General features: G+C 67.3%; 11 protein-coding genes. 7 read left to right on the top strand and 4 right to left on the bottom strand.

Going from position 1 to position 12085, the window contains the following annotated elements; translation table 11 throughout:
* A partial coding sequence (locus MFF22_RS20950; RefSeq protein WP_373320304.1) for an SDR family NAD(P)-dependent oxidoreductase occupies window positions 1-180 on the bottom strand: 180 nt, incomplete at its 3' end.
* Window positions 181-243: 63 nt separating this feature from the next.
* Between MFF22_RS20950 and MFF22_RS20955 the strand changes: the two genes are divergently transcribed.
* The gene (locus MFF22_RS20955; protein ID WP_238252357.1) at window positions 244-609 is read left to right on the top strand and encodes an ArsR/SmtB family transcription factor; all 366 of its coding nucleotides are present in this window, start codon (window positions 244-246) and stop codon (window positions 607-609) included.
* Window positions 610-772: 163 nt separating this feature from the next.
* Here MFF22_RS20955 and MFF22_RS20960 read toward each other — a convergent pair whose 3' ends face one another.
* Window positions 773-1654 (bottom strand): aldo/keto reductase family oxidoreductase, encoded by an 882-nt coding sequence (locus tag MFF22_RS20960; protein ID WP_238252359.1) that lies wholly within the window; start codon window positions 1652-1654, stop codon window positions 773-775.
* A gap of 90 nt (window positions 1655-1744) precedes the next feature.
* Here MFF22_RS20960 and MFF22_RS20965 point away from each other — a divergent pair, with 90 nt between their 5' ends.
* Window positions 1745-2641 carry a LysR family transcriptional regulator gene (locus MFF22_RS20965; RefSeq protein ID WP_238252368.1) on the top strand — a complete coding sequence of 299 codons (897 nt, stop codon included), beginning with the start codon at window positions 1745-1747 and terminating at the stop codon, window positions 2639-2641.
* Window positions 2642-3156: 515 nt separating this feature from the next.
* On the opposite strand, the gene pcaDC is transcribed toward MFF22_RS20965, so the two are convergent.
* Both pcaDC and MFF22_RS20975 read right to left on the bottom strand, forming a co-directional pair.
* Window positions 3157-4353 carry a bifunctional 3-oxoadipate enol-lactonase/4-carboxymuconolactone decarboxylase PcaDC gene (gene pcaDC / locus MFF22_RS20970; protein WP_238252370.1) on the bottom strand — a complete coding sequence of 399 codons (1197 nt, stop codon included), beginning with the start codon at window positions 4351-4353 and terminating at the stop codon, window positions 3157-3159.
* 310 nt (window positions 4354-4663) lie between these two features.
* Complete coding sequence (locus MFF22_RS20975; RefSeq protein ID WP_238252372.1) at window positions 4664-5563, bottom strand: LysR family transcriptional regulator; 900 nt, start codon at window positions 5561-5563, stop codon at window positions 4664-4666.
* 338 nt (window positions 5564-5901) lie between these two features.
* On the opposite strand from MFF22_RS20975, the gene MFF22_RS20980 reads away from it, so the two are divergent.
* The 5 genes from MFF22_RS20980 to MFF22_RS21000 all read left to right on the top strand — a co-directional run bounded on the left by MFF22_RS20980 (window position 5902) and on the right by MFF22_RS21000 (window position 11767).
* Entirely contained in the window at window positions 5902-6762 is an 861-nt protein-coding gene (locus MFF22_RS20980; protein WP_238252374.1) for an HpcH/HpaI aldolase/citrate lyase family protein, read from the top strand.
* Window positions 6759-8003 carry a CaiB/BaiF CoA transferase family protein gene (locus tag MFF22_RS20985; RefSeq protein WP_238252375.1) on the top strand — a complete coding sequence of 415 codons (1245 nt, stop codon included), beginning with the start codon at window positions 6759-6761 and terminating at the stop codon, window positions 8001-8003. Before MFF22_RS20980 ends, MFF22_RS20985 begins: the two co-directional genes overlap by 4 nt.
* 65 nt (window positions 8004-8068) lie before the next feature.
* Window positions 8069-9424: a short-chain fatty acid transporter gene (locus MFF22_RS20990; protein WP_238252383.1), complete on the top strand. Its 1356-nt coding sequence runs from the start codon at window positions 8069-8071 to the stop codon at window positions 9422-9424.
* Entirely contained in the window at window positions 9421-10293 is an 873-nt protein-coding gene (locus MFF22_RS20995; protein WP_238252385.1) for an amidohydrolase family protein, read from the top strand. Before MFF22_RS20990 ends, MFF22_RS20995 begins: the two co-directional genes overlap by 4 nt.
* A 10-nt stretch (window positions 10294-10303) precedes the next feature.
* Window positions 10304-11767, top strand: a complete 1464-nt coding sequence (locus tag MFF22_RS21000) for an MmgE/PrpD family protein (protein ID WP_238252388.1) — start codon at window positions 10304-10306, stop codon at window positions 11765-11767.
* The last annotated feature ends 318 nt before the right edge of the window (window positions 11768-12085 follow it).

Here is a 12085-nt window from a genome sequence, read left to right on the forward strand (position 1 = left end):
GGCGTCAGCCGCGGCCTTGCTCGACGCGTAGTTCACCACCACAGCGGCGCCATCCCGGGCCAACGCCTTGGCGATCCCTGCACCGATGCCCTTGGATGCCCCGGTTACGACGGCGACCTTACCCTCAAGCTTCGACATATGTGCTATCTCCGACTGGGGCGGCTCCAGAATGGTAGCCACTGTCCCATAGTTCGGAACTTCGGAACTAATGGAGCGTCGTTCAAGGCCCCATATGGACGAAATATGAGACCCCTGTTTCACCCTGCCATCGAGGACGTGCGGCCGGAGGCCATCCTACACGCGCTCGCCGATCCGAGCCGCGCAGCCATCTTCGCCAAGATCATGCGGGCGGGCTGTGTTGAGGCCTGCTCGGCCGTCTCGGCGGTTGGGGATCGGGTCATTCCGAAATCCTCGTTGTCCAACCACTTCAAGGTTCTACGCGAGGCCGGTTTGATCCGCAGCGAACGCCATGGCGTCGAGGTGCGCAACCATTCCCGCTGGACCGAAGTGGAGGCACGCTTTCCCGGTCTGTTGGCGGGGATTATCAATGCCTACGCTTCGGACATCGCTTCCGATGTGCGTGCTGCGAAGACAGCCGCATCTCAATAAAGGCGCGAACTAGGTCTGCTTCCGAGAATGCTTCAATCCATCGGTGGCGACTGCGTCGGGTCGGGATCAGAAGGGCTGTTCAGAGTGGATCCCTGCCCGTCGGCTTCGGCGCAAACTTGGCACCGAAGCGGACGTCGTAGGTTCGCGTTCAAAAGCGAAAACTTCACGTCCTCGCGTTTGCGGACGATATCCGGTCAAGTTCAGTAAAGACGTCGTCGGTCAGCGTCAGGCTGGCAACGTCGAGGTTCTCGTGCAGGTGTTTGAGCGACGACGTCCCGGGGATCAGCAGGACATTGGGCGCCCGCTGGAGCAGCCATGCCAAGGCGACCTGCATCGGTGTGGCACCCAGCCTTGCAGCGACCGCTGACAGCGTATTGGACTGGAGCGGGCTGAAGCCTCCGAGCGGGAAGAACGGGACGTAGGGGATGCGCTCGGCGGCGAGTTCGTCGATCAGTGCGTCATCACCCCGGTGGGCGAGATTGTACTGGTTCTGCACACAGACGATTTCGGTGATGCGTCGCCCCTCGGCGACCTGCTGCCGGGTGGCGTTGCTCAGCCCGATATGCCGGATTAAACCCTGCTGCTGGAGGTTCGCCAGCGCCGTAAGGGGGGCCTCGATCGACCCCTCGGCCGGGCCATGGGCATCGAACATCAGGCGCAGGTTGACGACGTCGAGCTTGTCCAGTCCCAGGTTGCGCAGGTTGTCGTGGACCGCCTGCACGAGTTCCTCGGTGGAGAAGGCGGGGTTCCACGATGCGTCCGAACCGCGTCGGGCGCCAACCTTCGTGACGATCACCAGATCGTCCGGATAGGGGTGCAGCGCCTCCCGGATCAGTTGGTTGGTCACATGCGGGCCGTAGAAGTCGCTGGTGTCGATGTGATCGACGCCCTGCTTCACGGCCTCCCTCAGCACGGCGAGGGCCGTCTTGCGGTCCTTCGGCAGCCCGAACACGCCGGGGCCGGCGAGCTGCATGGCGCCGTAGCCAAGGCGCTTCACGCTACGGTCGCCCAGGGCGAAGGTTCCTGCCGATGCGATGGTGGTCATGACGGTCTCCTCTTCGCTCACAGACGTAGACTCGCGCCACTGATCGGATAAGCAGGCAGTATTGGAACGGGCTGTTCGGAATTTCGAACGATGGCGGAACTTGGGGACCTGGCGGCCTTCGTCACGGTGGCGCGGGCCGGGGGCTTCCGCGATGGCGCCCGCGCCGACGGCGGGAGCGCATCCGGTCTCAGCGAGGCCGTAAGCCGCTTGGAGAGCCGCCTCGGTGTGCGTCTCTTGAACCGCACCACGCGCAGCGTCGCCCCTACCGAGGCGGGGGCCCGGCTGCTGGAACGGCTGGGTCCGGCGCTGGGCGAAGTCGAGGCGGCCCTCGACGTGATGAACGGGTTCCGCGACCGGCCGGCCGGAACGCTGCGGCTCAACGTGCCGGTCAGCGCTGCGCGGCTGGTGTTGCCAGCCATCGTGCCGGCCTTCCTCGCCGCCTATCCCGAGATCCGGTTGGAGGTGCTGGCCGAGGACAGCTTCGTCGACGTGCTGGCTGCAGGCTGCGACGCCGGCATCCGCTACGACGAGCGGCTGGAGCAGGACATGATCGCGGTGCCAATCGGCCCGCGTCACCAACGCTTCGCGACGGTGGCCTCACCGGCCTATCTCCACCGCCATGGCCGCCCGCGACATCCGAACGACCTCCTTCACCACGCCTGCATCGGGGGGCGTTTTGCCAGCGGTGCGACGTTGCCGTGGGAGTTCGAACGAGATGGCGAGTTCGTCCGCATCAATCCTGCCGGCCCGCTGATCGTGCGCGTGGGCGGTGCGACGGATCTCGCTGTCGATGCGGCAATCGCAGGCGTTGGCATTCTCACGCTGTTCGAGGATTGGCTGAAGCCCCATCTTGATACGGGTACCGTGGAACCTGTTCTTGAATCGTGGTGGCAGCGTTTTTCGGGGCCGTACCTTTACTATCCTGGGCGCCGATACCTACCCGCTCCGCTCCGTGCTTTCGTGGACTTCATTGGTCCCAAGCGATGACGCGCACGTCGAGCCTTGATGCGCTTTCTTGACCAGACGTCGCTCGACACCCCCTGATTGCGGGCATCATCATACGTCCGCTCTTGGGAGTTGCATGACCGTGCGTGGACGACCGGGTTGGGTCGATAGGAGGCCGTCCGCTCTCGGGCTTACCAGCGACATTTGCATCTGACGCTCTACCAACAACACCTTGTACATGGCCGAGACTTCAAGCGAGCGGCCTTTCGTTCGATAATCAGCCCACTGCAATCTCTTGTGGAGCCGTGGAATGCGCGCTTGGCACTGATCGCAGGATCGTATCAACTGCCTGTGCGCATGAAGCGGAAGCGTGTGTGAAATCAAAGACTTGAAGCGGGTACTAGGCTGAGTTCGTTCTGGGTGAGAATCCTGGCGCCCCAGCCAACTTTCCGCATAGTCATTGATCCGCCTGCAGGATCTCCCCGCTGACCCATCTCCGAACCAGCTCGTCATTGAGCCGTTTCGGACCACGAAGCCAGCACTTGACCCCGCAAATTTCACCGGGGGCCCGGCTCGCTTGAGCCTTCCTCACCCAGGGTGTCGCGCACCCAGCGGAAGGCGCCGTTCGCGGCCGGGACGCCAGCATAGATCGCCGTGTGCAGGAGCAGCGCCTGCAACTCGTCGCGATCGATGCCGTTCGCCAGCGCCGGGCGGATGTGGAGCTTGAACTCCTCCTCATGCCCCAGCGCCACCATCAGGGCGAGCGTCACGAGGGAGCGCGTCTTCCAGGGCAGGCGTGGGTCGCCCCAGATCTCGCCCCAGGCCGTCCGGGTGATGAAGTCCTGCCACGCGCTGGCGAAGGGGCCAGCGCCTGCGAGCGACCGCTCCACATGCACCGTCCCCAGCACCGCTTTGCGGTTCTCAAGCCCCGCCGCGAAGCCCACCGCGCCGGTCGCGGCGACCTCGCCACGATGCCGGTCAAGGAAAGAAACGAGATGGGCGGCGGTGACCGCTGGATGCTCGACGGCGAAGAGATGGGCAGCCCGTGGCAGCAGGACGAGTTCCGCCTGGGGGATGCTCGCGCATAGCTCCTCGGCCACGGAAGGCGGGGTGACCGGATCCTCGCGCCCGGCGACGACGAGGGTCGGCACCCGGATGCGCCCGAGCACGGGCCTCAGGTCCAGATCGCCGATGGCCTCGCAGGCGCGGGCATAGCCGGTGCGATCGCAGACGGTGAATTCTTCCCTGGTCCGTGTGAGGCTGGGAGGCGCCGCTTCGCGAAAACCTTTGGTGAACCAGCGCTCAAGGGTAGCCGCGGCGATGGCCTCCGTTCCCCGGTCTCGCACCGCGGCAGCCCGCTCACGCCAGCTCTCGCGGCTCGGCAGGTGGGCGGCGGTCGCGAGCAGGCTCAGGCTGAGCACGCGCTCGGGGGCCATCGCCGCCACGGACTGCACGGTCATGCCGCCGAGCGAAAGGCCTGCCAAATGCGCCTTCTCGATGCCCAAGGCGTCGAGAAGGCCGATCAGGTCGTTTGCCAGATCCTCGATTCGGGTCTCGGCGTCGCGGGTGGGCGACGCGCCGTGCCCGCGGGTGTCGTAGCGCAGGATCCGATACCGGCCGCGCAGATGCGCGGCAACGCCGTCCCACATCGCAAGCGTCGTGCCGAGTGAGTTCGAGAGGGCGAGGATCGGCGCACCGGTGGGGCCGGACAGGTCGTAGTTCAGTTCGGTGCCGTTTGCGCGGATCAGGGGCATGGGGTTCGGGCTCCGTTTCGGGACGATGCGTCGTGGATCGCGATCCATGCGAGCGTCGGTCCCTGGCGGCAACCGCCGCCACGACCGGGTGGGCGAGGTCAATGGCGGGTGGCGAAGCCGAGAGCGCACGCATCATCATGGCTGAGCCTATTCGCACGTCCCGGGACCGCCTCTCGACCACCGATTGGCAAACCTTCACTGTGAGTGTTTCACTGCAGGGGCAGTTTTCGGTGGAATATGAGAAGGTCTGCCGTTGGGAAAAGTCCGGCGGGCTTCGCCGGCGACTGGCAGCGTCGTCTAGGCTGAGCGTTCAACCGAAGCCGCCCGACAGTTCGACCCTGAGCATCTCATAGAAGGCGGCCGCGGCCGGCGTCAGGGACGTGTTGCGGCGACGCACAAGGCTGATCGTGCGGGAGATCTCGGGCTCAATCAGAAGAACCGCAACCAGATCGTCGCGTTGGGAGGCGCCCTGCAGCGCCGCCGGCAGGATCGCGGCGCCGATCCCGGCCGAAACGAGGGCGAAGGCAGTCGGCGTGCTCTCCACGACGAATCGGCCGCGCGGCGGCTGGCCGGCCGCACGCAGCTGCGCCTCGACACGGTGCCGATTGCCGCTGGCGCCTCCGAGCGTGATGAGGTCGGCGTCACCCAACTCGGCCCATCGCACGGCACCTCGCCCGGCAAGGGGGTGCCCACGATGGCAGATGAGGACGAACGGGTCGCAGACCAGCCGGTCCTCGACAAGATCCGCGTCGGGCTCCTGCTGGATGTGAATGCCGAAATCCGCCTCGCCCTTGCGCACCGCCTCGGTCACGAGGGCGCCGGAGCGTTCGAGGATCTGCACTCGGTTCTGGGGATAGTCGCACGCGTAGGCGCGCAGGACGTTTGGCATCCGGCGGAACGCGATAGACTGGATCGTCGCCACCGTAACGTCGCCGACCGCCAACCGAGAGGTGGTGCGCAAGCGCTCGATCCCGTGCGTGAAGTCGGCGATGAGCCGTGCGGCCAGCGGGAGGAATTCCTCACCCATCGGGCTCAGGCGGACCGTCCGCGTCGTGCGGTCGAGGAGCGTCAGGCCGAGAAATCCCTCCAGTTTCTGAATGCGGCGGGTCAGAGCCGTCTGAGTCAACCCGAGGGCTTCGGCCGCCCGGCGGTAGCTACCGAGTTCCGCGATCTGCACGAAGGCCTGTACGCCATCGACAGGGAGTTTCATGCCAAAAAATCATGAATTGATGCGATCAATTCATTTTACTCGCGATCCTGTCGGGAGGACAAGGCGGATGCCGCCTGGACGGGGCTACCGGCGCGGACGCGGTCCGAACCGGTGCCCTCGTTTGGAGACAGGCACGAGACGCGCACAGCACCGGGTGAACCGGGCGACGCGGAGGAAACGATGAGTCTGGACGCCGTCGCCGGACCTCTCGCTGCGACCTCGGCCCCTCGCACTGCGGTATCCCCGGCGCCCCTCTGGACGCGCGCCATGGAGGCATGGGTCGGCATCATCCCGCTACGCGCCTCTCTCGACCTGCTTGCCCAAGCGGACCCGTCACCATGCTGATGCGCAGCAAGCTGTTTGTCCCGGGATCGCGTCCGGAGCTGTTCCCGAAGGCCGCCGCGAGCGATGCCGACGCTCTGTCCTTTGACCTGGAGGATTCGGTGCCGGCATCCCATAAGGCCGAGGCACGGGAGAACCTCCGCACTTATCTCGCCGGGGCGGCGTTCACCCATAAGATTATGGTGGTGCGGGTCAACGCGGTCGGCACCGACTTCTTCGCGGAGGATCTGGCCGCGGTCGCCCTCGCGCGCACGGACCTGATCAACTTGCCGATGGTCGAGGAACCGGCCGCCATCGCTGAGGCAGCCGCCCGCCTGGACCGATTGCCGGAGGCGGGGCATATCCGCCTTCTCGTCAACATCGAGTCGCCGCGGGGCTTGCGCCGGGCGGCGGAGCTCGCGGGCGCCCATCCCCGCGTCGCCGGCCTGCAGATCGGCTATGCCGACCTGCTGGAGCCGACCGGCATCGACCGTACCGACCAAGCTGCCCTGGCCCATCTCCGCCTCGTCGTGAGGTTCGCCGCCGCCGAGGCGGGATTGCCGGCCTACGACGCGGCCTTTCCCGTCGTGAAGGATCCGGACGGCTACCGCGCCGAGTGCGAGGCCGCCCGCCGGCACGGCTTCGCCGGCAAGAGTTGCATCCACCCGAGTCAGATCGCGATGGCCAACGCGGCTTTCCTCCCGACACCGGCCGAAGTGGAATGGTCGCGGCGGATCCTGGTCGCCGCCGCCGAGGGCGAGGCACACGGCCACGGTGCTATCCTCGTCGATGGCCGGATGATCGATGCGCCCTTCCTCAGCCGCGCCCGCGCCGTCGTGGCGCTGGCCGACCTCCACGCCAAAGCGAAGTCCCGATGACCATGCGCGAGCTGCACCGGCGAGACTACCATCCCGAAGCCCGGGGAATCCTCGACGACGTGCGGGTCCTCGACCTGTCTCGCCTGTTCGCGGGCAACGTGCTGACCCAGATGCTCGGCGATTTCGGCGCCGAGGTGATCAAGGTCGAACCCCCGGAAGGCGACACCCTGCGCGCCTGGAAGACGGTGGGGGTCGAGACTCACTGGAAGATCTACGCCCGCAACAAGAAGAGCCTCTGTCTGTCTCTTCGCGATCCCCGGGCGATCGCGGTGATCCGAGCACTGGTGCCCTCCTGCCAGATGCTCGTCGAGAGCTTCAGACCGGGCGTACTGGAGACGATGGGCCTTTCGCCCGCGACGCTGCACGCACTGAATCCCAGCCTCACGATCATCCGCATCTCCGGCTGGGGCCAGGACGGCCCCTACGCCCAGAGGCCCGGCTTCGGCACGGTGATCGAAGGCTTCTCCGGCTTTGCCGCAATGAACGGCTTCGCCGACCGGGAGCCGGTGCTGCCGCCGATGTATCTCGCCGACGGGGTGGCTGGCCTCACCGGGGCCTCGGCGGCGATGATCGCCCTTCGGCAGGTCGAGGTGAATGGCGGGCAAGGCCAAGTGATCGATCTGCCGCTCCTCGACCCGCTCTTCGCGATCCTCAGCCCGCAGGCCGCGAACTACCGGCTCACCGGAAAGGTCAAGCCGCGCACCGGCTCGCGCTCGACGAACTCGGCGCCGCGCAACGCCTACCGCTGCAGCGACGGCCTCTATGTCGGACTGTCGGGCTCCATCCAGCGGATGGCCGAGCGGCTGTTTCGGGCGATCGGGCGGCCCAATCTGGTGGAGGACCCGCGCTTCCGCACCAACGCCGACCGTCTGCGCAACGTCGAGGCCCTCGACGCGATCATCGGAGCGTTCATCGCCGAGCGCACCCAGGCCGAGAACGTCGCGTTCTTCGAAGCGGCAGAGGTGACCATCGGCCCGATCAACGACGCCGCGCAGCTCGTGGATGACCCGCACGTCATCGCCCGCGAGCTGATCGCCGACTACCCCGACCCCGACATGGGCACGATCCCGATGCACCATGTCGTCCCACGGATGCTGGGAACGCCGGGCTCGATCCGGACGCCCGCCCCGCGGCTCGGCGAGCACAACCGGGCGCTGATGGCCGAGGTCGGAATCACGGACGACGCCTTCGAGGAACTCGTGCGGGATGGCATCGTCTGTGGCGAACGCGAAGGTTCCTGAGCCGAAGCCCGGCGCGCTCCGACGCGCACGCGGTGAGGATTAAAAAAAAGACTGGAGGACACGCCATGCTCGCCCCCGCCACTGCGCCCCCCTCACACCGGCGGAGCTTCGTCGCCGGCTCGGTCTACGTGTTCGAGCGCTTGATGCCCGATCCGTTCGTGCTGGCCATCGGCCTCACGCTCGTCGTCGCCCTCGCCGCGTTCCTGTTCGCCCCGAACGGCGCCCCGACGGTGATCGTTTCCTCCTGGTACACGGGGGTGTTCGGCATCCTCGGCTTCGCCTTCCAGATGATCCTGATCCTGGTGACGGGACATGCGCTCGCCCATGCCCCGCCGGTTCAGCTGGCCCTGAAGGCCCTGGTGGCGCCGATCGAGAGCCCCGGCCGGGCGGTCGTGACCACCTTCCTCGTCGCGGCCGTCGCCTCTTGGCTGAACTGGGGCTTCGGCCTGGTGATCGGGGCCGTGCTGGCCCGTGAGGTCGCCAAGCGGGTGCGCCTCGATTTCGGCTGGCTGGTGGCGGCGGCCTATTCCGGTTGGGTGATCTGGGCGAGCGGCCCGTCGAGCTCGATCGCCCTGTCGCAGGCCACCCACGGGAACGCCCTGAACGTCGTCGAGAAGCTGACCGGCATGATCCTGCCGTTCTCGCAGACCGTGTTCACGGCCTTCAACCTCGTGCCCACCGCCCTCGTGGTGATTGTCCTGCCCTTCGTGTTCCTGCGGCTGCGCCCGCGCGAGGACGAGATGCAGGTCTTCGTACCCGGTGACGAGGCCGAGGCGCCGGCCCGGATGAGGCCCGACACCCCCGCCGGGCGCCTCAACCATTCGCGGCTCCTGAGCTTGTTCCTGGTGGCGCTCGGGGCCGCCTATCTCGCGATCACCTGGACGGCCAAGGGCGTGTCCCTCGATGCCAACACGGTGATCCTGATCTTCCTGATCGCGGGAATTGCGCTACACGGCTATCCCGTCGCCTACGTCGACGCCATGAAGAACGCGGCCAAGCAGACCGGTTCGATGATGCTGCAGTACCCGATCTACGGTGGCATTATGGGCATCATGGATACGACCGGGCTCGCGGCGATGATCTCCAAGGGGTTCGTGGCGATCGCGACCCAGCACACCCTGCCTTTCTGGACCTACCTCGCCTCGCTGTTCATCACCTTCCTCGTCCCGAGCGGTGGCGGACACTGGGCGGTGCAGGGCCCTTTCGCCATCCCCGCGGCTGTCTCCCTCGGCGCCTCGATCCCGGCCACCACGATGGCGGTGGCGATGGGCGAACAGGTCTCCAACATGATGCAGCCATTCTGGGCGCTGCCCGTCGTGGCGATGGCCGGCATCGGCATCCAGCGGGTCCTCGGCTTCACGGTGGTGACTTTCGCGGTGGCGGGGGTGATCTACGGCGCCGCCCTGCTGGTGTTCGCATGACCGCTGCGGCCGACGGGCTGGCGGTCCCGAACTCGGCGGGCACCGCGCCGCCAGCTAGCCGGCCGGCGCCGCCGGACGCCTGCGATGCCCATTTCCATGTGCTCGACCCGCGCTTCCCCTCGCCGGACGCGTGGCGCCCGGAGGGGATGACGCTCGCCGATTACGGGAGGCTCCAGACCCGGATCGGGACCCGCCGGGGCGTGCTCGTGCAGGCCAAGTACCACCGCACCGATCCTGCCTGCCTCCTCGATGCCCTGGCCCGGATGGGCGGCGACGGGCGCGGCATCGCAGTGGTCCACCCGAACGTGACAGATGCTGAGCTGCGGCGCCTCCATGCCGGGGGCGTGCGCGGCCTGCGATTCAGCCTGTGGAATCCGGCCGATACGGTGACGACGATCGAGATGATCGCCCCGCTCGGCCCTCGGATCGCCGACCTCGGCTGGCACGTGCAGCTCCACCTGTCGGCGGCCCAGATCCTGGACCACGCCGGGTTGATCGCGCGCCTGCCCTGTTCGGTGGTGATCGACCACATGGGCCGCCTTCCCCCACGGCAGGGACCGGACCACCCGGCCTTCGCGGCGATCGCCCGGCTCGTCGAGGGGGGACGCACCTGGGTGAAGCTGTCGGGGGCCTACCTCAATACCGAGGATGGTCCACCCGATTACGCCGACGCGACCCGGATCGCCCGGTCCTTCGTGCGGCTGGCGCCCGAGCGCCTCGTCTGGGGCAGCGACTGGCCGCACGTCACAGAAGCGCACAAGCCCGACGATGCGGTGCTGTTCGATCTCCTGTCCGACTGGGCCGGCAGCGGCGCCGCCCGGGACAGGATCCTGGTGGACAATCCGGCTACGCTCTACGGCTTCATCTGACGAGGCACCGATGCGCTCACCCGTCGAACCCTCGCGCCGCCAAATCGCGTCCTGGCTCGCCGCGGGGGCTGCCTCCGGCCTAATGCCGGGCTCGGCGGCGGCCGATCCCGGCGGGGAGCCTCCCCTGGCCGACCGCCTCGCCGGCTACGCCCATGCCCTGCGCTTCGAGGACCTCGCTCCCGACACCGTCGAGGCAGTCAAGGTCCATCTGATCGACGCCCTCGGGTGCGGGCTCGCCGCCCTGGATGCCGGCCCGGTTCGGATCTGCCGGGAGGTCGCGCTCGCGGATGGGGCAGGCTCCGCCACCATCCTTGGCACCAGCCGGCGCACCAGCCCAGACCTAGCTGCCTTCGCCAACGGCGTCGCGATCCGCTATGAGGACTTCAACGACGTCTATGTCGGGCGGGAGCCCGGCCATCCGAGCGATAACATCTCCGCCTGCCTCGCGGTGGCTGAGGCCGAGGGCGCAACCGGCCGTGAGCTGGTCACGGCGATCGCCCTCGCCTACGAGATCGACTGCCGTCTCCTCGACGCCGCGGAGGTCACGGGGCGGGGCTGGGATCACCCCGTCTACAGCCTGCCCGCCGCGGCGCTCGCCGCCGGCCAATTGATGCACCTCGCGCCCGAAGCCCTGACCCAGGCCGTTAACCTTGCGATCAATGGGCACATCGCTCTGAATCAGACCCGCGTCCAGACGCTCTCGGACTGGAAGGGGGTCGCCGATGCCGAGGCAACCCGCGCGGGTGTATTCGCAGCGAGGCTCGCCCGCGCCGGCCTTAGCGGGCCCGCTCCGATCTTCGAGGGCCGTGCCGGGTTCTTCAAGCAGGTCTCCGGCCCATTCACGGTCGATGTCGCGGAATTCGGCGGGGCGGGGCGACCCTTCCGGGTCACGCGATGCGGGATCAAGCCCTATCCGGCGCAGGTCTACTGCCTGACGGCGATCCCGGCCGCCATCGCGGTGGCGTCGGAAGCCGGCGGGACCGCCACCATCCGCGACCTGCACATCGACACGACTCATCTCGGCTACGTCACCGCCGGCCGGGATCGGGAGAAATGGCGCCCGGCCACGAAGGACACCGCCGATCACAGCCTGCCCTATATCACGGCGCGGGCATTGCTCGACGGCGCGATCACCAACGACAGCTACGCCCCCGACAAGCTGAGCGATCCCGCGCTGCTGGCCCTCATCGACCGGATCACCGTCGCCGAGGATCCCGCCCTTACGGCCCTCCAACCGAGGGCGGTGCCGAATCGCATCACTGCGAAACTGACAGATGGGCGCGAGATCGTCCGCCAAATCGATGACGTGCCGGGCTTCGTGGCGCGGCCGATGACCCGCGTCGACGTGGAACGCAAGTTCCGAATGAATGCGGGCAAGCGCCTCGACGAGCGCCGGATCCGACAAGCTCTTGAAGCCTTCTGGGCAATCGAAACGCGGCACGACCTTACCGGCGTCATGGCGCTCCTAGCTTAAGCGAGCGACTGCGTTGCGCGCGAGTTCGAAGCGCGCCGGTATGCTTCTCGGCGCCCAACCACGAGATGGGTGCAAAGCCGAAAGCGGGATCGAACGATTGTCGAGATTTCGCTCGGCAGCAGTCCGTCCGCTTCTGCGTCTCGCTTCCTCCGAGGCCGCTAGTCCGCTTGCGGCCATGCTCTGCCATTGCGCCGCGCGCGCATGAGCGTCCGGGCTGGGCGATTTTGGGACGGTCCGCTCACAGACAGAATTGCGTCGCAGCGGACGTAAATGGCCACCAATTGTTTGTCCGCCGCCAATCGTCCTCTTGGATTGGGG

Source organism: Methylobacterium persicinum, assembly GCF_022179525.1.
GTDB lineage: Bacteria > Pseudomonadota > Alphaproteobacteria > Rhizobiales > Beijerinckiaceae > Methylobacterium > Methylobacterium persicinum.